Source organism: Dyadobacter sp. SG02, assembly GCF_900109045.1.
In the GTDB taxonomy this organism is placed as follows: Bacteria; Bacteroidota; Bacteroidia; order Cytophagales; family Spirosomataceae; genus Dyadobacter.
Window position 1 is genome coordinate 25,030 of sequence record NZ_FNYL01000015.1, and the last position, 24,552, is coordinate 49,581.

At 53.3% G+C, this 24,552-nt stretch carries 21 protein-coding genes; 8 read left to right on the plus strand and 13 right to left on the minus strand.

The genetic code is table 11. The features are described from left to right. Positions 1–427 precede the first annotated feature (427 nt). The 4 genes from BMW93_RS28255 to BMW93_RS28270 form a co-directional block, all read right to left on the minus strand. Positions 428–781, minus strand: coding sequence for a response regulator (locus BMW93_RS28255; RefSeq protein ID WP_090384431.1), 354 nt, complete (start codon positions 779–781; stop codon positions 428–430). 224 nt (positions 782–1,005) lie between these two features. Then, the gene (locus BMW93_RS28260; RefSeq protein ID WP_090384433.1) at positions 1,006–1,818 is read right to left on the minus strand and encodes a sugar phosphate isomerase/epimerase; all 813 of its coding nucleotides are present in this window, start codon (positions 1,816–1,818) and stop codon (positions 1,006–1,008) included. Between the two features lie 11 nt (positions 1,819–1,829). Next, the gene (locus BMW93_RS28265; protein ID WP_090384436.1) at positions 1,830–3,221 is read right to left on the minus strand and encodes a sugar porter family MFS transporter; all 1,392 of its coding nucleotides are present in this window, start codon (positions 3,219–3,221) and stop codon (positions 1,830–1,832) included. A gap of 8 nt (positions 3,222–3,229) precedes the next feature. After that, entirely contained in the window at positions 3,230–4,081 is an 852-nt protein-coding gene (locus tag BMW93_RS28270; protein WP_090384438.1) for a phytanoyl-CoA dioxygenase family protein, read from the minus strand. Positions 4,082–4,218: 137 nt separating this feature from the next. Between BMW93_RS28270 and BMW93_RS28275 the strand changes: the two genes are divergently transcribed. Together BMW93_RS28275 and BMW93_RS28280 are read left to right on the plus strand one after the other, a co-directional pair. Then, the gene (locus tag BMW93_RS28275; RefSeq protein WP_090384441.1) at positions 4,219–5,115 is read left to right on the plus strand and encodes an AraC family transcriptional regulator; all 897 of its coding nucleotides are present in this window, start codon (positions 4,219–4,221) and stop codon (positions 5,113–5,115) included. A 58-nt stretch (positions 5,116–5,173) separates the two neighbouring features. Next, the gene (locus tag BMW93_RS28280; protein WP_090384444.1) at positions 5,174–5,686 is read left to right on the plus strand and encodes a heme-binding domain-containing protein; all 513 of its coding nucleotides are present in this window, start codon (positions 5,174–5,176) and stop codon (positions 5,684–5,686) included. A 53-nt stretch (positions 5,687–5,739) separates the two neighbouring features. Here the strand turns inward: BMW93_RS28280 and BMW93_RS28285 are convergent, their stop codons facing one another. Beyond that, a complete protein-coding gene (locus BMW93_RS28285) occupies positions 5,740–8,151 on the minus strand; it encodes a glycoside hydrolase family 9 protein (RefSeq protein ID WP_090384446.1) in 2,412 nt (803 codons plus the stop codon). 298 nt (positions 8,152–8,449) lie between these two features. On the opposite strand from BMW93_RS28285, the gene BMW93_RS28290 reads away from it, so the two are divergent. The 5 genes from BMW93_RS28290 to BMW93_RS28310 all read left to right on the plus strand — a co-directional run bounded on the left by BMW93_RS28290 (position 8,450) and on the right by BMW93_RS28310 (position 13,453). After that, positions 8,450–9,610, plus strand: coding sequence for a homogentisate 1,2-dioxygenase (locus tag BMW93_RS28290; RefSeq protein ID WP_090384449.1), 1,161 nt, complete (start codon positions 8,450–8,452; stop codon positions 9,608–9,610). A gap of 40 nt (positions 9,611–9,650) precedes the next feature. Beyond that, positions 9,651–10,778, plus strand: coding sequence for a 4-hydroxyphenylpyruvate dioxygenase (gene hppD, locus BMW93_RS28295; protein WP_090384451.1), 1,128 nt, complete (start codon positions 9,651–9,653; stop codon positions 10,776–10,778). 18 nt (positions 10,779–10,796) lie between these two features. Continuing rightward, complete coding sequence (locus tag BMW93_RS28300; protein ID WP_090384454.1) at positions 10,797–11,525, plus strand: phenylalanine 4-monooxygenase; 729 nt, start codon at positions 10,797–10,799, stop codon at positions 11,523–11,525. Positions 11,526–11,540: 15 nt separating this feature from the next. Next, positions 11,541–12,776 (plus strand): fumarylacetoacetase, encoded by a 1,236-nt coding sequence (gene fahA / locus BMW93_RS28305; RefSeq protein WP_090384456.1) that lies wholly within the window; start codon positions 11,541–11,543, stop codon positions 12,774–12,776. A 74-nt stretch (positions 12,777–12,850) separates the two neighbouring features. After that, positions 12,851–13,453 carry a TetR/AcrR family transcriptional regulator gene (locus BMW93_RS28310; protein WP_090384458.1) on the plus strand — a complete coding sequence of 201 codons (603 nt, stop codon included), beginning with the start codon at positions 12,851–12,853 and terminating at the stop codon, positions 13,451–13,453. Positions 13,454–13,494: 41 nt separating this feature from the next. On the opposite strand, the gene BMW93_RS28315 is transcribed toward BMW93_RS28310, so the two are convergent. The 3 genes from BMW93_RS28315 to BMW93_RS28325 form a co-directional block, all read right to left on the minus strand. Then, entirely contained in the window at positions 13,495–14,652 is a 1,158-nt protein-coding gene (locus tag BMW93_RS28315) for an efflux RND transporter periplasmic adaptor subunit (RefSeq protein WP_229240909.1), read from the minus strand. A gap of 13 nt (positions 14,653–14,665) precedes the next feature. Next, positions 14,666–19,075 carry a CusA/CzcA family heavy metal efflux RND transporter gene (locus BMW93_RS28320; RefSeq protein ID WP_090384463.1) on the minus strand — a complete coding sequence of 1,470 codons (4,410 nt, stop codon included), beginning with the start codon at positions 19,073–19,075 and terminating at the stop codon, positions 14,666–14,668. 82 nt (positions 19,076–19,157) lie between these two features. Then, positions 19,158–19,502 carry a DUF6660 family protein gene (locus BMW93_RS28325; protein ID WP_090384465.1) on the minus strand — a complete coding sequence of 115 codons (345 nt, stop codon included), beginning with the start codon at positions 19,500–19,502 and terminating at the stop codon, positions 19,158–19,160. 214 nt (positions 19,503–19,716) lie between these two features. Here BMW93_RS28325 and BMW93_RS28330 point away from each other — a divergent pair, with 214 nt between their 5' ends. Continuing rightward, positions 19,717–20,088, plus strand: coding sequence for a hypothetical protein (locus tag BMW93_RS28330; protein ID WP_090384468.1), 372 nt, complete (start codon positions 19,717–19,719; stop codon positions 20,086–20,088). A gap of 68 nt (positions 20,089–20,156) precedes the next feature. On the opposite strand, the gene BMW93_RS28335 is transcribed toward BMW93_RS28330, so the two are convergent. The 5 genes from BMW93_RS28335 to BMW93_RS28355 form a co-directional block, all read right to left on the minus strand. Continuing rightward, entirely contained in the window at positions 20,157–20,624 is a 468-nt protein-coding gene (locus tag BMW93_RS28335) for a hypothetical protein (protein WP_090384471.1), read from the minus strand. Positions 20,625–20,699: 75 nt separating this feature from the next. After that, on the minus strand, positions 20,700–21,656 hold the full coding sequence (locus BMW93_RS28340; RefSeq protein ID WP_090384474.1) for an oxidoreductase: 957 nt from the start codon (positions 21,654–21,656) through the stop codon (positions 20,700–20,702). Positions 21,657–21,735: 79 nt separating this feature from the next. Continuing rightward, positions 21,736–22,641, minus strand: a complete 906-nt coding sequence (locus BMW93_RS28345) for an AraC family transcriptional regulator (RefSeq protein WP_090384477.1) — start codon at positions 22,639–22,641, stop codon at positions 21,736–21,738. Between the two features lie 70 nt (positions 22,642–22,711). Further along, complete coding sequence (locus BMW93_RS28350; protein WP_090384480.1) at positions 22,712–23,263, minus strand: carboxymuconolactone decarboxylase family protein; 552 nt, start codon at positions 23,261–23,263, stop codon at positions 22,712–22,714. Positions 23,264–23,431: 168 nt separating this feature from the next. Beyond that, the gene (locus BMW93_RS28355) at positions 23,432–24,493 is read right to left on the minus strand and encodes a cobalamin-independent methionine synthase II family protein (RefSeq protein ID WP_090384483.1); all 1,062 of its coding nucleotides are present in this window, start codon (positions 24,491–24,493) and stop codon (positions 23,432–23,434) included. Between the last annotated feature and the right edge of the window lie 59 nt (positions 24,494–24,552).

The following is a 24,552-nucleotide window of genomic DNA, read 5'->3' on the forward strand; positions in this document are numbered from 1 at the left end:
TTGGTTAAAAGGTCGGATATTGAATCTCCAATGTAGTCAATATATCCTCAACAAATATTCGTGTGGCAATTTTTTTTGTGGCAAACAGAGCGCGCCGGGAGCTATTTTCAGCTTTCGGCGCGCTGTTTTTCGGTCGGAGACCGTGGGGCGCTCGGACGTAGTCGGAGACTACGCCCAACTTGTTGCTACGCCAACTTTTCAGACAGTGATTACAAAAAAGTGTTCGGCGTAGCCTGGGACTACGGCGGAGCGTGCGCCGGTCTCCGACCGGCACCAAATGACTAAACTACCGCAACCTAAACTTGTTGCTACGCCCAACTTTTTCAGACAGTGAACACAAAAAATGTGTTCGGCGTAGTCTGGGACTACGGCGGAGCGAGCGCCGGTCTCCGACCGGCACCAAATGACTAAACTACCGCAACCTAAACTAATACAAACGCGATATAATCAACGTCCGGAGTTGTTGTTCGTCCCAGGGCTTGTTGACATAGCTGTGAAAATATCCTTTTCCGGCAGCCCACCGAAACTCGTCCGTATACGCATTGCCCGTGAGCAGCACACGCATGCTGGAAGGGTATTGATCGGAAGCCAGTTTGAGAAATTCAAGCCCTGTCATATCGGGCATCTGGTGGTCGGCGAAAATAACGTCGATTTTGTGTTCGTCGAGGATTTTCAACCCTTCTTCGGTTGAATTGGCCAGGTAAATCTGGGCATCTCTCCGGAAAGTCGCCTTAAAGGAATTCAGATTATTAATTTCATGGTCAACATAAAGGATGCTCATAGTTATTAGATCGATCGGGGGTTACTACAAAGCAAATTTATGAATTAACTCATTACCCGGAACAAAATCCCGAATGGCGTAAAACAACCGAAAGCCCACTCAAATTCCCAAAGGTATCACATTTCGTAGGGGAGCAACCGAAACACACTCATTGCCAGTATCTTAATGGCAAATATTTTATTTAACGGTAAATTCAGTTGTTAAAAAATAATTAGAGCCGCTGGCTAAATACGCTGGTAACGGCCTTTGAGCAAGTGCATCATATGCACATTAACGTCCCACTGGCTCACCAGGGGCATTTGCGTGTAGGGCATTGCAGGCATATACGGTGCCGGCCCGAACTCGGTGGTAATGGTGAGCGTAGTGCCATTTTGGGCGTGCAGGGCTGCAATGCGGTCCCACCAGCCGAGGTGTGCATTCAGTACCTCTTCCCATTCAGGGGCGCGCGGGTCGTTCACCTGCGGGCCTTCGGGATGACCAACGCGGCTGTGGATATGATCGGTGCGGGAGATGGCGAGGGATACCTCGTCGGGGAGGTCGGCCAGAAGCGACTCGTGTACGCTGCACCAGTGCGAAATGTCGAGCGCAATGCGGAGATTGGGGTCTGCTTGCAGGTAGCCCGTGGTGATATGCGCTGCGAAAAGGCATTTTCCACGGTGCGTTTCGTGGATAATATGAATGCCGGATTCGGCGGAAAGTTTTGCTGCCAATGCAAAAAGCCGCTGGTTTTGTGCGGTATTGAAGTAGTCCTTACCCGTCTGGCAATTGATGAATACCGGCCTCGCGTCGATCAGGTTCCGGAGATACTTTTCATAGTTGGCGGCATGCTCGTCAATGTTTTTCTCAAACGACTGCCAATACTGCCCGATCAGCCGGAGATCATGAGCGGCCAGTGTGTCGAGAATGGCTTGTTTTTCTGCGGGATCGAACGGCAAGGCCATTTCGATGCCATCGTAGCCGACGGCTTTTACATTTTTGCAAAACGTATCGAACGGAAGGGTGTTCCCCCACTCCGGTGCGTAAAATTGAATAGTCATTGAATGGGTAATCAGCTTTTTTGCAATAGTTTTTCAATTTCTTCCAAAGACTTGCCTTTGGTCTCGGGCACGCTGGTCCGGATAAAAAAGAAGTAGACCAGGCATATCGCCGCATGGATCAAAAAGGTAACCGGCATGCCGAAATACTGGTTCATGACAGGAAACAGGGCTGTGGTGAAGAAATTGGCGATCCATAATGTCAGCGTCGCTACCGCCATGGCATTCCCGCGGATGCGGTTCGGAAAGATTTCGGAAAGCGCTACCCAGGTGACCGGGCCGAGCGTCGCCGCGTAAATGGCGACGAATGCCAGCACGAAAATCAGCACCCAAAGCCCCGACCATTGCATATAAAACGCCGCCGACAATGCCAGCGCATCCGCAAACAGCAGAAAGGAGCCGTATTGCAAAAGCTTCTTACGACCTACTTTATCGATAGTCCCGATGGCTATGAATGTGAACGCAAAATTGGTAACACCAATGATGATCGACTGCAAAAACGCCGAATTTTGCGCCATACCTGCCTTTTTAAACAGCTCCGGCGCGTACGAGAAGATCGAGTTCTGCCCGACGATCTGCGAAAAGATAGCGATCATTACGCCGATAAACACAATATGCCCGACGTCTTTGCGAAAAAGGTCGGCCACTTTATATTCGGTTTTGTCGGCAAAGCTCTGTTCGATCTGCTCCTGCTCAGCCAACGCATAATCGAGCCCACCCACACGTTCGAGCACAATGTGCGCTTCGTACTGCCGACCGGCGCGAATGAGCCATCGCGGGCTTTCCGACGCCATGAAAAGACTGAAATAAAAGAGTAATGCCGGGATAGACTGGGATGAAAACATCCACCGCCAGTTATCCTCGACATCCAGCAAAAGATAATTTGAAAAATAGGCCAGCAGTATACCCACCACAATGGAAAGCTGGTAAAACGAGACAGTTGTGCCCCGCATGGGCGCGGGAGAGATTTCGGCCAGGTAAATCGGGCAGACAAGCGCCGCGGCCCCTACGGCCACGCCGCTAAGCATGCGGAAAGTGATGAACATCGTAAAGTTCTCGGCCCAGCCGGTGCCGACACCGGTAAAGGCAAAAAGTACCGCACAGATCATCAGAAGCTTTTTACGCCCCAGGCGCTCGCATAGCCAGCCTCCCAGGATAGCGCCCATGGCCGCGCCGAGATTGATACACCCCACGGCCCAGCCCGTTTCCAGCTCGTTCAGCGCGAAATGCGCCTGAAAGAACCCGACCGTCCCGGAAATAATGACCAGGTCAAAGCCAAACAAAATACCGCCCAGCGCCGCGATGGCGCTGAGCAGGTAAACGTACCCTTTGTTGATCCGGGTAAATACGGGTTCATTCAGCCCTGACTGATCCAGCCTCGAAAACGTTCCCGGTGTGTGTGCCATAGTGTATATTATTTGAGTGATACGTCAGCCTCTTTACTCAAAAAATCAGCCTCCGACTCCGCCAGGCCGGCGGTATCCCAGGTAAGCAGGGCTTCGTCCGGGACGATGTCGATCGGCGTGATGCTGGAAGCCGACGATGACGATTCATTGTAACCGATGTTGGTAGACCTGTTGTAACATGAAATCAGCGACCAGCGCGCGTGATCCGAAAGGTTCGCTTCTGACCGGTGCAGGATATTGCTATGAAAGAAAAGGGCGTCGCCCGCATTCAGTTCCACGAAAACGTGCTCCATCGTTCTCAGCGCCAGGTCTACATACCGCTGCGACGCGCCCACCTGCTCGCCCGAGAAACCATGCTCCACCCGACCCATTTTATGAGAGCCTTTGATCACTTGCAGGCAACCATTCTGAACATTGGCATCCGTTATGGCGATCATGACCGACATCAGTTGTTCGGGATAGAGAAATTCGTTTTTATACCAATATCCGTAATCCTGGTGCCATTCCCATGCCCCGCCCACGCGAGGCTCCTTTTGCATGAGTTTGGAATGATAATGGCAAACTGAATGCCCGGCATCACCAGGCTGCCGTTCCAATAACTGATCAACCGCCCCCACAAGCGTTTTACCCCTGGTAAGCAATCCGTACACATCGTTGCCGGGCTTGTACCACAGGGAAAGTTTGCTCCGCTTGCCGGTACTGTCGTTCACATTAATCGCATGCTTGCTGATGGTAGCGTCGTCGAGCGCGATGTGGTACAGCCTCGAAACTTCTTCCTGGTCGTAAAACCCCGGGACGATCAGGTAACCGTCGGTATGGTACTGTTGAATCTGTGTGTGTGTCAAAAGTTGTTTGGTCATGAGAATGGGATTAGGAATAGTACTTTAACATTCCAAAATTCAGCTATTCCAGGAAATAAACGAATGAACGATTTTGTCCAAAACATGGATTATTTTACCTTTATCGCATTCACTACCTTACGGTTAAAACACACATTATGCGCAAAAGCAGAGGCTTCGAAGGCGAGCTTATCATCGAAATACCCAAAGTGGCAACTACCCATTGCGAACAGCTGCCGCTGATCGGCCAGTTGTTCATTTCAAGAATGGGTTATTATCCCAAAGCATTACACCATTATTACCAGCGGCCCAACGGCATTTCGCAGGCGATCCTGCTGTATTGCACTGATGGTCAGGGCTGGATCGAATTGGCCGGAAACATCACGCAGGTACACCCCGGCGAGATATTCATTCTGCCTACCGACGTGCCGCATTCGTATGGCGCGGATATGAACAATCCGTGGAGCATTTACTGGCTGCATCTGGCCGGTACCCAGTGCGGTGCAGCCGCGGCGGCGGTAATGGAACGCGACGGCGACCCGTTCAGGGCCGTGCAGGTAGGGTTTTCCGACGAACGAAATGCACTTTTTACGCACATGGCCAGCACGTTACTCAAAGGATACAGCGCCTCTAACCTGCTGCAAGCCAACCTCGTATTGCCGCATTACCTGTCGTCGTTCATCGCGCCCGAGCATTTCAGTTCGCAGAAGCAGTCGGCATCGGACGCGAGCCCGACCGAAAAAGCGATCCTCTATATGCAGGACAACCTTTCCAATTCCCTTTCGCTGGATAATATTGCCCGTTCGGTAAATTTATCGGTCTCGTTTTTTTCAAGGAAATTCAAAAAAGATACCGGCTACGCACCGATCGAGTATTTCAACTACCTCCGTATCCAGAAGGCATGCCAGCTGTTGCATTTCAGTACCTGGCGGATCAACGAGGTAGCCTCCGCCATCGGGATCGACGATCCGTTTTACTTTTCGAGGCTGTTTAAACAGCAAATGGGCCTGTCGCCGGCACACTACCGAAAAAATAAGGGCATAGAACGGCAGTAAAAAGCGCGGTTGCCTGAATTATTATGCATATTAAGACCTAATCTAATCACCATCGGACATGTTCAGAAAAATCCTGCTCGGCCTGCTCGCCGTTTTCATCATCATTCAGTTTATCCGACCCGAGAAAAATCTTTCCGACGACCAGTCGATGAACATCGCGACGAAATATGACGTCCCCGCCGATGTAAAGAATATCCTCGAAGTAGCCTGTAACGATTGTCACAGTAACAAAACCGTTTATCCATGGTACTACAATATCCAGCCTGTGGCATGGTGGATGAACAACCACATTGTCGACGGCAAGCGGCACCTAAACTTTTCGACATTCACGGGCCTGTCCATAGCCCGGCAGAACCACAAGCTGGAAGAAACGGTGGAAATGGTGGAAGATAATGCCATGCCGCTCGAATCGTATACTGCATTGGGTATGCACGGGGACGCAAAGCTCACCACGGCCCAGCGCGAACGCCTGATCCAATGGGCCAAAGCACAAATGGACACGCTGAAAGCCAAATATCCGGCCGACAGCCTGGTTATGCCTAAAAGAAATCCGGCGCCCGGCCAACACTAAGCCGCGCAAACATAACGGGCAGCTACATTCGTTTGCAGCTGCCCGTTACCATTTTAGTTTTTGAAGATCCTTTGGGTAAATAGCCGCTCACTTCCCTTTTCCACATTCAGGAGGTAAATACCCTTGGCCACATTCGGAATAGCCAATCTGCCGCTCCCGTTCATATCGCGGCGCATTACCTCCACGCCGGCCATATTCATCAGTTTCACAGTAGCCGTGCCGGTGTGCGGGGGCATTTGCAGATCTACGTAATCGCTCAGCGGATTAGGTCCGATGCGGAATGCGACCTCGCCGTTGCGGTACAACGCGATGATTTTGGAATACTCAAACTGCCCGTCGAAATCCACCTGTTTTAGCCGGTAATATGCTGTAACGGCTGGCGCCTCGGTGTCGGTGAAGGTATAATAATGTACCTGTGCGGAAGTTGCATTGCCTTTCACCTCGCCGATTGTGCGAAAATCCGCCCCGTCGGTAGAGCGCTCGATTTCGAAGCGTTCGTTATCGGTTTCCGAAACGGTTTTCCAATAAAGCTGCGCCTGGCCTTTATCCAATTCTTTTAAATAGAAATCGGCCAGTTCTACCGGCAGCGGGTCTTCGATCGGCAATGTCGAATGCGCGAGCAAACGGATGTAGGCGGCCTGGTAGTAAATGGCCGGCTCGGTGATTTCCCAGCTGTTCGTCGGCCAGCCGGTGTTGAAATCGAGGTAGCTTTTCTGGCGCGGCTGACCAAACGGCGGCGACTGGCCACCGATCGTGTAATCGGCATTGGGGCCGCCCACCACGTAACCCGGCGCCGGGCCGTTCGGCGACGTCAGTGCATTGTCGTAAATAGTACCGTCGTTAAACCAGGTGTGGTAAATCTCGTTGGCGCAACGATCACCGCCCACGGCGTACATATTCGATAAATACACCAGCCCCTGCGGATTAACCCCGTGGAAATAATGGATCTGCTCCGCGGCCTTGCGCCTGAGACTCGCCGCATTACCAAGCCCGGCTTTGAGCATCGTGCGGTTCACATTGGCATAGTCGGCTTTGGGCATGTTGCTGCCCCAGTGGTACGACCAGTCAGGCATGAATGCGCGGTACAAATCCGATGTTGTCCAGCCGAAAAAGTCGTTCCAGTTGCCATTCACCGCTGTTCCCGCCGAGTTCAGGATCGCCGTCGCGACGGTCGGGTTGGCGCCCGGGAGCTTCGCATAGCGTAGCAATGCATCCTGCAACTCGGTCGCGTCTACGCCCCAGTAGCCGGAACTCATGACATCCGTACCCGCATAATTATTGACCACAAACTGGTTATAAACCGCATTACCCGTCCGTTCGAACAGGTAAATTGCCGCGATCACCATCATGCTCCGCTGCGGCCCCACCGCCACATCGGCATCGCCCGACACGATGCTGCCGTCATCGCAATTGGTTTGCAGGGTATTGGTATTGAAAAATGGAAGTACATAATTGAAGCAACTCGCCGCTTTGGCTTCCAGCTGGCCCGCGTACGCAGCGAGCGCGGGTACGCCCGCATACACGAGTGCCGCGTGCGAGAACACCGAAGCAATGGTTGCCGACGCCGAAGTACACGTGGGGCCGTAATAGCGGCCATCCACATTCACGCTCGGGGGCGATGAAATGTTCTCGCTGTAATTCCGGCTGCCCATTTTGTTGTGCGTGCTGCCGTCGGCGTTGGTCATTTTGAACAGCCAGTCGAGCTCCCATTTCACCTCGTCGAGCAGGTCGGAAACACCGTTCTGGCTTTCGGGAATGTTGAAGTTATCGGTAAAAACGGTCGGGTTTTCTTCGTACGCGTACAACAGGTCGTGCAATGGGCTATGCGTGAAGGATACATATTTGTTGTAATCGCCTGCATCGAACCAGCCGCCGGTCAGGTTTTTTTCCAGCGCCGCGTTGCCCTGGTCGTACACGTACCGGCATTGCTGGTCCTGCAACGGGTTCATGAAATTATTGCCGTCCGTCCATTTGCTTTGCGCGTACGGAGCGATTTTCGCCATGTTGCAACGGTTATAATAGAACATTTTCACAGCTGCCAGCATCACATTGCCGTATGGATTGGCCGTAATGTCAAAAACCGCGGAACGCTGGTTGCCGATCGGATCGAACACATAATAGCTGCCCGTGGCCGTCAGCGCCGAAAAATCGAACCACCAGCCCTGATCGCCGGAGTTGGCCTGGGTATTCCCGCTATTCCAAACTGTGACCGGACCTGTGAACGCTACCGCATTGGTCACACTGTTGCGCACTTCCATCGTTGCTGGTGGTGTGTAGCTTAATGCAGCGTTATACCCCACGATTGGATTGCTAAGTACCGCTACCTTTTCGGCCGCGGGCGCGTAACCAAACTGATCGACGTGAATAAACTGGCTCACCTGCGCGACTCCCCGCACCGACAATATCAGAATCAGTAAAAATGTGAGAATACCCTTCCAGGGCAAATGGAGGTAATGCTTCCTCATGGCTAAATGGTTTGAGTTGAATGGAAAAACTGTATGTCCGGAGTCAACAACAGAGTCGGCAAAATGCCTTTTTCAGCTAGGATGGGAGTCGTTTTCAGCTTGTTCCGGGCTTGCCGGGCTGAAATGCATTCAAATTTATTCTTAATTTTTTACAGAACAAATAGGCGCGGTACGTAGAATTTATTAACCGGAAGCAGTTTTCTTATTTTAAAAATAATCCAAAAATTTATTTAAATATTGATTTGTTTTTCTTATAATTGCATAGACAACTATTGGCTAACTTACAATCGCGAAGCACATGCCGATCTATCAGCAACTAGGAACCATCCCGCCCAAGCGGCACACGCAGTTTCGCAAAACGGACGGCGGGCTTTATTATGAAGAACTCTTCGGGACAATCGGTTTCGAAGGCATGTCTTCCCTCCTCTATCACACTTGGCGGCCCACGCAGGTAAAATCGCTCGGCGAGCCCGTCGACGTCGCGCCGCGCATTGCCGTGACCAACAATATGACGATGCGGAAGCTGATCGGCTTCGATGTGAAACCCGCCGCCGATTACCTCGACAGCCGCACGCCGTTGCTCGTCAACCGCGATCTCATTCTCGGTCTGGCCGCTCCCACTGGTACATCCATGGAGTATTTTTACAAAAATGCCGATGCCGACGAACTGCTGTTCATCCACCGTGGCTCTGGAAAGCTCCGCACGCCGTTTGGGCAGGTACCATTCACTTATGGCGATTATGTACTGATTCCCAGGGGCACCATTTATCAGATCGAATTCGACGGGCCCGACAACCGCCTGCTCTACCTCGAATCTCATTCGCCCATTTACACGCCCAAGCGGTACCGCAACCATTTCGGGCAACTCACCGAGCATTCGCCGTACTGCGAGCGCGACTACATTCTCCCGCGCGACCTCGAAACCCGCGACGAGCACGGTGATTTCCTCGTGAAGATCAAGAAACAGGGTCACATACACCCGGTAACTTACGAAACCCATCCGTTCGACGTCATCGGCTGGGACGGGTACAATTACCCCTGGGCGTTTTCAATCCATAATTTCGAACCCATTACCGGCCGCATTCACCAGCCGCCGCCCGTGCACCAGACATTCCAGACCGACGCATTCGTTGTATGTTCGTTTTGCCCGAGGCTTTACGACTACCACCCGCTGGCCATCCCGGCGCCCTATAACCACAGCAATATCGACTCCGACGAAGTCCTGTACTACGTCGATGGCGACTTCATGAGCCGCAACGACATCGCGCAGGGGCACATTACATTACACCCGGGCGGCATCCCGCACGGCCCGCACCCGGGCGCATACGAGCGAAGCATCGGCAAAAAAGAAACCCAGGAACTGGCCGTCATGGTAGACACCTTCCGCCCGCTGATGCTCACCGAGCAGGCGATAGGGATCGACGACGGGAAGTATTTTGGCAGCTGGGCAGAATCATAAGCACCCGATTAATTATCAACCGACTAAAAACCATTTTACAATGTCCACACAAGCCGCCGCCACTGCCCCTGTCACGCAAACCGATTTCCTACCCATTAACGGTACGGATTACGTAGAGCTCTACGTCGGCAATGCTTTGCAATCGGCGCATTATTTCCGGAATGCATTCGGGTTTCAGCCGCTTGCGATGGCAGGGCTCGAAACAGGCCTTACCGACCGCGAATCCTACGTGGTGGTACAGGATAAGATCCGGCTCGTTTTCACTTCGCCGCTGCATGGCGGTACGGCCATCGGCGCGCATATTGATCGCCATGGCGATGGTGTGAAGGCCATTGCATTGTGGGTAGACGACGCGAGAAAGGCCTACCGCGAAACCGTGAGCAGGGGCGCGAAGCCATTTTTGGAACCTGTTACCGAAAAAGACCATCACGGTGAAACGGTGCGATCGGGTATCTGTACTTACGGCGATACCGTACATGTTTTCGTTGAAAGGAAGCATTACTACGGAATTTTCCTCCCCGGCTTTGTCGCATGGCAGCCGGAGCATTCGCCGGAACCGGTCGGGCTGCGGTACATCGATCATATGGTCGGGAATGTGGGCTGGAACGAAATGAACCGCTGGGTCAAGTTTTATGAAGAGGTAATGGGGTTTAAAATGATGGTTTCCTTTGATGACAAGGACATTTCAACCGAATACTCGGCGCTGATGAGCAAAGTCATGAGCAATGGCAACGGACGGATCAAGTTCCCGATCAACGAGCCGGCCGAAGGGAAGAAAAAATCACAAATTGAAGAGTATCTCGACTTTTACGGCGGCCCGGGCGTGCAGCATATTGCCGTGGCGACAGACCACATCGTAGACACCGTACGTGCATTGCGCGACCGCGGCGTGGAGTTTTTGCGCGTACCCACGGCCTATTACGACGAGTTGCTCAGCCGCGTCGGGCATATCGACGAAGACATTCCCAGTCTCCGCGAGCTCGGCATCCTTGTCGACCGCGACGAGGAAGGTTACCTGTTGCAGATTTTTACCAAACCCGTCATGCCGCGCCCCACCCTGTTTTTTGAGATAATCCAACGAAAAGGGGCGCAATCGTTCGGGAAAGGCAATTTCAAAGCATTGTTCGAAGCGATCGAGCGCGAGCAAATGCTCCGGGGCACACTTTAATGAAAACCCTCTTTAACCATGAACCAGGAGTATGAACAATACACCAAAGCTGACCACCGGATGTGGAAACAGCTTTTCGAGCGGCAAATGGAGCAGTTGCCGCGCATCGCGAGCCGGGCTTACCTCGACGGCATTGATAAAGTGAAGTTTGTGCCCGATCATATCCCGCATTTCGAACACGAAACCAACCCGGCGCTTCGTGCATTCACCGGCTGGGAGGTATACGTGGTACCGGGCCTGATCCCGCACCGCGAATTTTACACGCATTTGTACAACCGGCAATTCCCGGCAACAAGCTGGCTGCGCAAACCGGAACAGATCGATTACCTCGAAGAACCCGACATGTTCCACGATACGTTCGGCCACGTGCCGCTGCTGAGCAACCAGGCATTCTGCGACTTCATGGCGCATTTGAGCGAGGTGGCATTGAAGTATATCGACCAGGAGGAAATCCTGCAACGCATTTCGCGGCTGTATTGGTATACCGTCGAATTCGGGCTGATCCGCGAAAATGGTGTACTGAAAATCTACGGCGGTGGCATCATTTCCTCTTCGGGCGAAAGTCGCTACTGCCTTACTGATAATGTACCAAAAATCGATTTCGACCTCGCCCTGGTGCTCGATAGCCCTTACCATATCGATCGTTATCAGGACCATTATTTTGTGATCCAATCCTACGACCAGCTTTATGAGTCAGTAACGGGTATCGAGCCATTGCTGGAAGCCTATCTGGCCCAGCAGGCCTGAAAACATTCGAACGAAATGCTGCAATCCTGGCTTCCCATCCCGCCCGACTCCGATTTCTCGATCCATAACCTGCCTTTCGGCATATTCAGCGACGAGCGCCCGGCCCGCGCGGGGCTGGCCATTGGCGACTGGGTTGTGGACCTGGCCGCCGCCTACGCATTGAATATGTTCCCGCATTATCCCGAGGCCGGAAGTGCGTTCCGAAAACCGGTATTGAACGAGCTTGTGGCGCTCGGTCGTGGCTTTTCCGATTACGTGCGAAATACCGTTCAAACCGCATTGTGCGATAGCCATTCGGACTTGAAACAGTTTTCCAACCATCTGCTGATCCCGCAAAAAAAAGTACAAATGCATATGCCGCTCAAAGTGGGCAACTACACGGATTTCTATTCGAGCGAGGAGCATGCATTCAGCGTCGGACAGCTGTTCCGGCCCGAAAACCCGCTTTTCCCCAACTGGAAACACCTGCCCGTGGCTTATCACGGCCGGGCGTCGTCCATTGTCGTGTCGGGCACACCGGTACCGAGGCCCTGGGGTCAAATAGGCCAAACCAGCGGCATACCTGCCTTTAAACCCACGAATGCACTCGATTACGAGCTGGAACTGGCATTTGTAATCGGAAAGGATTCCGCGATAGGCCGGCCGGTTTCCATTGCGGAAGCGGAGGATTACATTTTTGGAATGGTCCTGTTCAATGACTGGTCGGCGCGGGACATTCAGCGGTGGGAGTACCAGCCGCTGGGACCGTTTACCAGCAAAAACTTCGCTTCCGGCATTTCACCTTGGGTCGTTACCTGGGAGGCATTGCAGCATTTCCGCGTACCCGCGCCCCCGCAGGAGCCCGAACCACTCCCCTATCTGGTACATCAGCCCCGTCAGAATTTCGATCTTTGTCTTTCCGTAAGCGTCAAGCCTCACGATGGACAGGAGGTTTTAGTATGTAATAACAACGCCAGCGGCATTTACTGGACCATCGCGCAGCAAATCGCCCACCATACCGTTACGGGCTGCAACCTCCAAACCGGTGACCTGCTGGCAACGGGGACCATCAGTGGTAAAGAAATTTCCCAAAAAGGCTGCCTGCTTGAAGCCACACTCAATGGAACACAACCCATAACGCTGCACAATGGAGTCGGGCGGCGTTTTCTGGAAGATCATGATGAAGTGATCATGCATGGCTTCGGGCAAAAGGGCGATATCCGGGTCGGTTTCGGGGAGTTACGGGGAAAAGTCCTTCCCGCGGTGCGATAATCCAGTCATTTTTTGTTAAAAAACGTCCTCGTCCAGTACTTGCAAAAATAAATACCGATTGGTATATTTGTAATATGAACACAGGAACAACCAAAGCCGAGCGCACCAGGAATTTCATCATCGAGAAAACCGCGGAGATTTTCAACCGGAAGGGATATGCGGGTACCTCCATGTCGGACATCACCGAAGCGACCGGTCTCACGAAAGGCGCCATTTACGGGAATTTCGAAAACAAGGAGGAAGTCGCCCTTGCGGTATTCGAGTACAACCGCTCGCTCGTATTCAGTACCGTGCAGGCGCAGCTGGAAAAAGCCCCAACGTATTATGATAAACTGATGGTTTACGGCCGTGTATACAAAGAGGTGATCGCGAACGTAGGCAATCGCGGCGGCTGCCCGATCCTGAATACGGCGGTGGAAGCCGACGACACGAATGTACCGCTGCAACTAAGCGCCGCCAAAGCACTTTTTAGTTGGAAAAAGAGCCTGATCGGCATCATCAAGAAAGGTACCGAAGCCGGTGAATTCCGGGAAGGAGTCAATGCGGAGGAAATAGCCACTTCGATTATCGCATTGATTGAAGGCGGGGTGATGTTTTCGAAAGTGACGAACGATTATACGAATATGGAACACGTGCTGGCCACGGTGCAGCTGCTTGTGAAGGGTATCAAGGCATGACAGGCGGACAGCCGAACCACGACTGCCCGCCTATCGATACACTAATGCCCTTCTCCTTCCTCCGAATTCTTCAATTTGGACAACAACGCATAAGCCCCTTTCAAAACGAATTGCGGGCTCTGGCCGCTACTGGCGGGCATTTTCACTTCCGTAAAACCATTCTCCGAGATACCTTTTGTGATCTCCACCATTTCAAAGCTCCTTTCGCCTTTCGGGTCTTTTACAAAAACATAGGATTTCCCTTCAAAATCGACGACGGCCTCATCCGGCAATGCATTCACCGGGTTAGCACCGGTTTCGATAACGGCTTTTACAAAATTCTGCGGTAGCAGGCCATGTTCCTCGTTTTCCAGATGGCAATGCACGCGCACTGTACGGTCGTCGTTAATTTTCTGGTTAATCAGGTAAACTTTGGCCAGATCTTCCCGCCCCGGATTGTTGCTCACCCGGAACCGTACCAGCTGTCCCAGCTTCACTTTTGGAATATCCTGCTCAAAAACAGACAGTTCCACATGCAAATGGTCGGTATCCACGATCTCGAACATCACGTCGGTAGGGTTGACGTACTTGCCCAGGTTCACATTCACGACCGTCACCGAGCCGGAAATAGGCGAGCGAATGGACGCGGTGCTCGTGATACTGCCCTTTTCCAACCCGGCCAAGTCAACGCCCGCCGTTCGGACACGCTCTTTCAAGCCCGCCAGCCGCGCACGCAGCACTTTCAACTCCGAAGTCGACTGCTGCAATGTTTTCTGCGCATTGACATTCTCTTTGGCAAGATCGCTCTGGCGCTGGTATTCCTGCTCTGCATATTCCAGCTTGCTGCGGGTTTCGAGGTAATCCTGCTGGATAGGAATAAAATCGGGGTTTTCGATCACCGCGAGCACCTCGCCCTTTTGGACTTTCATCCCCTGCAAAAGCTCCGATTTGCGTACAAAGCCGCCCAGCGGGGCCGAAATACTGACCAGGTTTTGCGGCGGAATATCGATTACGCCATTTGCAGCGACCGTCCCGCTCAGCTTCCGGACAGCAAACCCGCCCGTCTCGATCCCGGCGGTCTGGTATTGTGCTGCGGTCAATTCCACGTGACTGGTTTCCTCCTCAGCATGTGCGCCAGCCTCAGCGGCCTCCTTCTCTTTACCCGGTTTACAGGCTGCAATTCCCAGGAAAAGTGCCAGCCCCAACATTATATTTTTCATCGATATATTCGGATTACTGCTCATTTAAAAGATATTCTATTTGGATAACCGACTGATTGTAAGCATATAGCAGATCGAGCCAGTTCAGACGAATGCTCAGTGCGCGGTTCCACGCCTGCCCGTATTCGATATACCCGATCTCACCCGATTCATAAGCTTTGGTGGCATTACTTTGAATGGTACCGGCCAGTACGAGCGCGCTCGTTTCGTACAGATCAAGGTTTTGCCGAGCCGTTTCCAGGCCCCGCACCGCTTGCTGGAGATCGCTTCCCAATTGCAGCCGGGCCGTCTCGATCGCGTTCCGGGCCACCTGCTCCCCTATTTGCGAAGCTTTTACCCTGGCTTTGGAAGCCCCGTTGAAAATCGGTAGCTGCACACCTACCTGCACGCCCTGAAAGCGCTTGCCAGCACCGTAGAAGACTTCGCCGTTTCCCGTATTCTGAAAACCCGTGAGCGACTGGTTGAAATAGCCGACATTAAACTCAGGCAGCATCGCAGCCTTTTGTAAGGCGGTCTGCCTGCTTCCGATCGCCGCCTGCTGTGCGAGGTAACGCAGGTAGGGATTGGCGTTCAATGCCGTGGTGTCGGGTGCGGGCACCGCAATGCTCCTGCGCATGAGCGAGTCGGTTTCGGCTTCGGTGAGGGTGTTGCCGTTCACCAAAGTTTGCAATGCGCGTTGCAGGTTGCTCAGATCGCCCTCGTTCCGGATCAACTGCGCGCGGACGTCGCCGTATTGACTTTGTGCCGTGGCATATTCCAGCTGGTTCGTCTCCCCGGTTTTGAAACGCATTTCGGCCGCTTTTACAAATCGTTCCGCACGCAGCAGCTCGGCGGCAAGCAGTTTTTGCCTCGATTTCAGGAGGATTTGTTGTTGATAATTAACCTTCACTTCCTTGACCAGTTCCGCTTTGGTAACCTCCATTTCTGCTTTTACTCCATTCACTTCCTCGGACAAAAGCGATTTTCGCTTTGCTACCGCCGCAGGGTTGGGGAGGTTTTGAGATAAAAGAAAATGGTTATCGAACTTGATGCTGTTGTACTGTCCGCCCATCCAGACCAGATCGGTCTTGCCCGGGTCGACGGCAGTTTTCATCAGCGCCTGCTGATAACCAACCCGGTACAAATCTCGTTTGATCACCGGATTACGCTCTAATGCCTCGTCGATGGCCTGCCGGAGAGAGATTCTCTGCGAGTGCGGTTCTTTTAGAATATCCTGCGTAGCATTCAGCTGGGCATTCACGCGACGGGGCAGCAACATTACGAGCATGACTACTGCCCCGGCAACAGCCATCTTACCTCCGCGCCCCGATCCCCACCGCCTTTCGACGATCCCGTACCAGACCGGCAGCACCAGCAACGTGAGCAAAGTTGCCGATACCAACCCGCCGATCACCACCGTCGCGAGCGGGCGTTGCACCTCTGCCCCCGCGCTCGACGACAGCGCCATCGGCAAAAACCCCAGCGATGCCACAAGGGCCGTCATCAAAACCGGCCTCAGGCGCGTGTCGGTACCTTCGAAAATCACTTTGCGCAAATCCGTCTCGCCCGATTTGCGCAGCAGGTTAAACTCCGCGATCAGCACGATTCCGTTCAGTACCGCCACACCGAATAAGGCAATAAAGCCGATCCCGGCCGAAATACTGAACGGCATATCCCGCACCCAAAGCGCCAGCACGCCGCCGATGGCCGAAAACGGAATGGCCGTAAGTACCAGCAAACTCTGCCTGAGCGAGTGGAATGTGAAATAGAGTAATATAAAAATCAGCAGCAGGGCGACAGGCACCGCCACGGCCAGGCGGCTGTTGGCTTCCTGCAAATTCTGGAACTGCCCGCCATAAGTCACAAAATAACCCGGCGGCAACTTGACCTCCCGATCGATGCGCGCACGCAGCTCGTTCACAATGCTTTCCACATCCCGGCCGCGCACATTGAATGCGACGGTAATGCGGCGTTTGGCATCCTCACGCTGGATCTGGTTGGCTCCGGCCAGCATTTCAACAGTGGCAATCTGGCCAAGCGGTACCTGCCGGCCTTCCGCATTGGTAACGAACAGGCCGCGAACGTCGTCGATGCTCTGGCGGTCGGCCTTTTGCAGGCGTACGACGAGGTCGAAACGTTTTTCCCCTTCGAAAACCAGGCCCGCGCCCGCGCCTGCGAATGCCGCATTCAATGTGCGGTTGGCGTCGGCCACCGGAATATGGAATTGCGCCAGTTTATCGCGATCAAAGCGGACTACGATTTGCGGCAGGCCCGTTACGGCCTCCACGTAAATATCTTCCGCCCCGCGCACCGCGCCCGCAAGCTTACCTATCCGCGCGGCCTGGCGTGCGAGCACGTCGAGATCTTCCCCGAAGATCTTGATCGCTACATCCTGCTTCACGCCTGTCATCAACTCATTGAAACGCATTTGAATGGGCTGCTGGAAACCAAATGTGACCCCCGCAATGGATTCCGTGAGCACCTCGTGCATTTTCTCCGCCAATTCCTCCCGGTTTTCAGCCTTTTTCCAAAGCGATTTTTCTTTCAAAATCACCATCATATCCGCGGCCTCCACGGGCATCGGATCGGTGGGGATTTCGGAGGAGCCGATCTTACCTACCACTTCCACTACTTCATCGGGGAAATTCTTTTGCAGCACCGCCGCGGCTTTCCGCGTGGCGTCGACGGTTTCGGAAAGCGAACTTCCCGTGAGTACGCGCAGTTCTACCGCGAAATCGCCTTCATCCAGCTGCGGGATAAACTCGCCGCCCATGCGCGAAAAGAGCCAGAAGCTCCCGCCGAGCAGGACGAATGCGAGCAGCGAAACGAGCCATTTTTTGCGTAAGGAAAAATCCAGCGCCGGAACGTAAATGCGGCGGAAAAAGCCGACGATCCGTTCGGATATGCCCGGCTTGTATTCATTTTTCTTGCTTAAAAACAGGGCCGACATCATGGGAACATAGGTTAAGGAAAGGATAAATGCACCGAGGATCGCAAAGCTCACCGTCTGCGCCATCGGCCTGAACATCTTGCCCTCTATGCCTACCAGCGCGAGGATCGGCAGGTACACGATCAGGATAATGATTTCCCCGAACGCCGCCGAATTACGAATCCTGGATGCCGATTCGTACACTTCCCGGTCCATTTCATCCTGCGAGAGGCGGTGCGTGTAGCGTTTGGAAACGATATGGTGCAAAGTAGCTTCCACGATAATGACCGCGCCGTCGACGATCAGCCCGAAATCGATCGCGCCGAGGCTCATCAGGTTGCCCGAAACGCCGAAAAGGTTCATCATACTCACCGCAAACAGCATAGCGAGCGGGATCACCGACGCCACCACGAGCCCCGCCCGCATATTCCCGAGTAACAGGATCAGCACGAATATGACGATCAATGCACCCTCGACCAGGTTTTTAGAAACAGTGCCTATCGCATTGTTGACCAGCTTGGTACGGTCCAGAAACGGCTCGATCACCACACCATCGGGCAGGCTCTTGCGGATCTGGGCGATGCGCTCTTTCACATTGCCGATCACTTCCGAGGAATTGGCGCCTTTCAGCATCAGTACCAGCCCTCCTACCACTTCCCCGTCGTCGTTGCGCGTCATGGCGCCGTATCGCACCGCGCTGCCGAAGCCCACATTGGCAATGTCACGGATCAGTACCGGCAGGCCGGTTTCGGTTTCTCCTACCTGGATTTTACGAATATCATCCAGCGAGCCGATCAACCCTTCGCTCCGGATGAAATAGGCATTGGGTTTCTTATCGATGTAGGCGCCGCCGGTATTCTGGTTGTTTTGTTCCAATGCTTCGAAAATGCGGGCGATCGAGATTCCCGCACTTCTGATTCTCAGCGGATCGACAGCGATTTCATATTGTTTTAAAAAACCACCGAAACTGCTCACATCCGCTACGCCCGCCGTCCCGAGCAGCTGCCGCCGCACAATCCAGTCCTGGATACTGCGCAACTCCATGGGCGAGTATTGGGTTTCAAAACCGGGTTTGGTGTGCAGCACATATTGGTAAATTTCTCCCAAACCTGTCGTCACCGGTGCCAGGCTCGGTGTGCCGGTACCGGGCGGGATCTGCTCCACAGCGCTATGCAACCGCTCGGAAACCTGCGCACGCGCCCAGTAAACGTCGACGTCGTCTTCAAAAACAATGGTTACCACCGACAATCCGAAACGGGAGATCGAGCGGATTTCTTCGGTATGCGGGATGGTCGCCATGACGGTTTCCACCGGGAATGTGACCAGCCGCTCCACCTCCTGGGCAGCCAGCGACGGGCTGGTAGTGATGATCTGCACCTGGTTATTGGTAATATCAGGCACGGCATCGATGGGCAGCCGGGTGAGCGAGTAGGTCCCCCAGGCCACCAGGGCAAGTGTGAACATTCCGATCACCAGCTTGTTGCGGATCGAAAAATGAATGATTTTATCTAACATTTCTGAATTAAAAAGAATGGATATACCGCGTTACGCCGGTGCTGAATGCTGCCGGTAACGACTTGTCCGATAAATAGGGAAATTATACCCTTTCCTGAGGCGGTTGCCAGATCCCGGCCCTATCGCCGGTGTAGAGAATTTGAAGATAGGAGAAATCTGCCGGTGGTATCAGCTGTGAAACAGCGTTTTCGGGCAGGGCCGCAATGGCCGGATTGATGGTCACGCTCGCGCAGCATGCGCATATGCAGAAGGGCGAGCAAAGGTCGATCATTTCCTGATGGGCTTCTTCCGCATTGGCCACGGCGGCTCCTGCGGCAACGTAAGCCTTAACGCTGCTATTCGGCAACGGCACAGCCTCGTCCTGGCATGGAATGCAGGAGAGCGCGAGCACGTAAAACGCCAAAAGATATGCAACGAAGATCTTCATGTCTCAAAAGTAGGGGAAATGCGGATGCAACAGGTAGGCAAAAACAAATTCGCGGCGGACAACTAACGCATTGCCGTTAATCAGCCGTTAACACCGATGGTAATTTAGTTACCGAAAATATAACATTGCCGGGATCACAACCTTTGTGCTTTTTTCTAAATTGTGGGTCTAATACTATCCATAATCAATCTTTCAAGCAAAAACCAGTAACACAATGAAAGTAAAGTACTTACTTACCATGATCCTGGCCGTTACGATCTTCGCGGTAACCGCCAAAAACATCAACATAGCCAACGACCTTGTCGGAACCTGGAAATACACCGTTTCCAACGTGCCGCCCGAGTATGAAACCGGCTTCATGACATTCGAGCAGAAGGACGACAAAACCTCGGGTTACCTCGGCCAACAGGAGCGCATGGAAATGAAGGAGCTGACCATCGACCAGGGTAAAGTAACTTTCAAACTGGATTTCCAGGGCGGCATCCTCACCGTTACCATGACAAAGGATGGCGACAAACTCACCGGAACGATCGTTTCGCAGGACGGCGAGTTCCCGATCACGGCTACCAAAGAGCCCGCGAAATAGGGAGTTGTTAAAAAATGCAAAAGCCGGAGGCATTAATGCTTCCGGCTTTTTATTTGAATGCTGAAATATCACTTCACCCGCACATACTTTTCGATATTCAACCGCTCCACGCCTGCCGCTTCCACCTTCTCCACGCCGCGCTGAACGAGCGTGTCGTTCCGGATGGAGATCGTGAAATGGAACTCATTTCCCTCCCAATCGCGGGCCGTGCAATATTCCAGCTTTTCGGTATAAGCGCTGTCTTTCAATATGTAGCCACCGCCACCGGCAGAAAAGCTTGCCGTGGAATCCTTGCCTTTGGTCAGATCATGCTGTAAAAAAGCGAAATGACTGCCGTTGATGACTTTAATAAAGGAAACTTTCTGCGTGTAGTCCGTCACGGTGGTATCGCCTTTCTCGATCAAGGTGCCGTTCAGGAGTTTCCAGGTGCCTTCGAGCTCGTTGGATGCTTTTGCGGGAGTTTGTGCCGTTTCGGGGCGGCCACAGGCTGTTACCATCGATACGGCGAGCAGCATTGCGGGAAAATGTGTTTTCATAAAATATTTGAAATGGCTGGGTTTTTGAATTAATGGTCAGCCAAAATGTACAAAAACCCGCTATTTTCATAACATTCATGAATCGGCCCGCGGATAAGCAACCCTGGTCACCTTCTCTGCCCATTCCCACAACCGGCTTGCCACAGCTTCATCCAACCCGTGCGGCTCTATTGCCAGTTTGGCCGGGTACCCCCGGTAGCCGCCCGGCTCGTCGGGACTGTAAAAGTCGCCGCCTTGCACATCCTCGGCTACGGCTGCGTACAGCGACGGCAAAGCGCCCTGCCACGGGTCCATCAGTTCGCCGATACGGTCGATCGCCGCATTGTATTCGGCTTCGCTCATAAAGCGGGAAAGGTCCGTCTTGTTAGCTCCGGGCTGCGCGGCGACCGAAATTACCTGATCGCCGGCCGCTTCGATACGGCGTTGCAGCTCCACCGAAAACAGGACATCGGCCAGCTTACTTTGTGCATACTCGCGGAATGCGTCGTACGAATGCTCCGATCGCAGGTTATCAAAATCGATCGCGCCCCGCAAATAGGCCATGCTGCTCACCGTCACGATCCGCGAACCGGGCGTCGCCACGCCGGGCGTCGCCGCGCCGGGCGTCGCCGCGCCGGGCGTCGAGTTCAGAAGCGGGTACAAATGGCCCGTCAATGCGTAATGCCCCAGGAAATTCACCCCGAATTGCAGCTCGTAGCCATCGTCGGTTTTGGAAGCTGGCGGCGTCATCACGCCAGCATTGTTGATCAGGATGTCGAGTTTGTCGTGTTTTTGGATAAATGCATGGGCAAATTCGCTTACCGCGCTGAGATTAGCGAGATTCAGGATGGCAGTTTCGAGTGTGCCTTTGCCACCCTGTGTACGCAGGCGTGCTTCCGCGTCCTGCGCATTACGCTCGCTCCTGCACGCGAGCACCACGTGTGCGCCCGCTTCGAAAAGTGCCAATGCTGTTTCATAACCAATGCCGGTATTTGCTCCGGTAACGATCACCGTCTTGCCGGTCTGATCGCCGATATTCTTTTTTGTCCACATAAGCTAAAATGTTAATGGGACAAAATTCCGGAAAACGGCGCCCTGGCCTATACCGATTCGAAGTTAAAAACTACAAAAATCAATCCATATCAGCTTGCCTGAACTGGCGGGGTGTCATTCCGGCGGCGTTCCTGAAAAAGCTGGAAAAATGGTTGGGCTCCTCGAAACCAAGCCCCCAGGCGATCTCGTTGATCGTCCAGTTGGTACTTTTCAGGAGGATTCTGGCCTCCTGTGCAATGCGCTCGCTGATAAGCTGTGAAGTAGTTTGCCCGGTGACTTCCTTTAAGGCCTTATTGAGGTGATTTACATGAATATTGAGTTGCTTCGCAAATGCCGAAGGGGAATTCAACTGGATCACCTGGTTGCTGAGCTCGATCGGAAACTGCCTTTCCAGCAACTCCGCGAAGAATCCGGTAATGCGTTCAGCCGCATTGGATCCGGTTTGCGGCTGACCGGCGGCAGGTACGAGTTTCTGTGCGTTATGCACGAGTTCCAGGAGCATCGTCCGCAGGAAATCGTATTTAAATGTATAATCTCCGTCCAACTCATCCAACATCTTCTCAAACAGCCCCTTACAAAACCCGACATCCTCCGCCGCCAGGTTAATCACCGCCGCCCCCGCCGATTGGAAAACCGGATAATCCCTGATCCCCCCGAACCGGCTGAAAAACGCCTCGGTAAAAATACAAACATACCCGCTCTGCTGCTCATCGCATCTTTCCCAATGGTAAGGAATCATCGGATTCGTAAAAACCAGTGCCGAACCTGTCACCTCGATGCATTGATCGGCATAATGGATCTTGCTATGCCCATTCACCAGGCTCACTTTGAAAAAATTCCGTCTGCTGTACGTCACAGGCTTGTCCCGCGAAATAATCAGGTCCTCGACCTTAAAAATATTGAAATGCCCCACCCCGCTCTCCCCGCTTTCCGGCGCGCGATTGATGTGTTTGTAGAATGATTTAAGTTCGAGGAATGAGGACATGGGGTAAAGGTACGAAAATCAAAGCATACGAAACGTCACATTGAGTCACGTTCCGTACGCAACTTAGCGACTATTCATACCCCTTAACCGCCGAATACCCGTTCGCAATCACATTCACCGCCCTGGCCCGGTACACATCCGGGTCGGTCGGCGCAGTCGTTGCGAGACCATCTACGTACCGGTTGAACATGCAGAACGCGGCGGCGATGAGGACGGTATCGTGGATCTGGCGGTCGTCGGCGCCGTGTTCGCGGGCGCGGGCGATTTGCTCGGGCGTGACGTGCTTGCCGCCCCGCGCTACGCTGCCGGCGATCGACAGCAGCGCTTTCATCCGGTCGGACAGTTCTGTTTCCGTGAAGTTTTCTTTCACACTTTTCACAAACGACCAGTCTTCATCTTCCAGGTAGGCGCTGGCAATGGCGCCGTGGATCGTCTGGCAGAAAAAGCAGTCGTTCTGCGAAGAAACGTACGTGCCTATCAACTCGCGTTCTCCGCGGGTCAGGCCTTCGTCGGAACACATCAGCGCATTGGCCAATGCATTCATGGGCGCGGCGGTGTGAGGGCTGAACCGCATCGGGCCAAGTATGCCCGGGAAACCTTTTTCAAATTCTATATGTGGCATTGGGAGTTTTAATGATTGAATGATTGAATGATTGAATGAGTGAATGAGTGAATGAGTGAATGAGTGAATGAGTGAATGAGTGAATGAGTGAATGATCCGCCGTGGAACGGGGAATGTACTGCCTTGAAACGGCGGATCATTCCCCTTTCCACGGCGGATCATTCAAAATTAAAGCACAGCACTGGCCAGCTTCGTGCCTTCCACGCGGGCTCGGATTTTTTCGAATGCGATTTCGCGGGCGGTTGAAACGTCGTCGGCGAATGGCGAGAAGCCGCAGTCGTCGGTCGAGCCGAGCTGGTTGAGCGGGATGTATTCGGCGGCTTGCACGAGCAGGTCGCGGATTTCCTGTGGCGATTCGATTCTTGGGTTCAGGACGTCTGTTACGCCGAGAAAGACGCGTTGCCCGGGCCGGATGTTCTCCCTGATCGATTGCAGGACGGATACCTTGTCTTTTTCTCCTGCATATTCCAAATAAAAATTACCTGCATTCAATTGGAAAAACAGGGGCAACAGGTCAGGATACGGCACATCGGCACTGTGGGTGGAGTCATGATCGCCACCGGGGCAGGTGTGAATGCCGATGCGGCTGCGCTCTTCGGCCGTGAAACGATCGAGTACCTGGTTGTTGAGCGAAATGAATTGCTGCAAAAGCCCCCGGCTGGGGTCGAGTTTCAGGGCCAGCCGGGCTTCGGTGAAGTCGATCTGGACGTTGTACGCGTGATCGTTCAGGCATTTGCGTATATCGGCCTCCGCCTGGTCGAGGAGGTCGGCGATAAACTGGCTTTGCGGGTAACCGTCGATACCAGCCGCCGGATACAGCAAACTCATCGCCGACGCCGAAATAACGGCTTGTTTTACGGGCAATGCGGTATGCTTGCGCGCTTCCCGGAGATAATCCACGGCGAAATTGCGGTAACGGAACGGCCCGGACGTCAATACCGGCAATTGGCGCGTATGTCCATCCTCGAACGGGATCACCACGCCGCCGCCGTCGAGGTTCAATGCGCCGTGAATCGGGTATGTGGCAAAACTGGGTTTGCTCTGCTCGCCGTCGGAGATCACGGGCGAGCCGGTACCTTCGAGTGATATGATGGTTTCCCGGGTGGCCTGCGAAAACAGCCGGGCGAGGTCATCGGAAGAAATTTCAGCTTGGGTATATGCATGCATCGCCTGCTGCAAATAAGCGGGCCGCGGAATGCTCCCTATTGGTTCGGTAGGTATAAGTGGCATGTTCTTTGGGAATTATAAATGATTGAGAATGAACGGCACGCGAAATACTATCCGAAGTT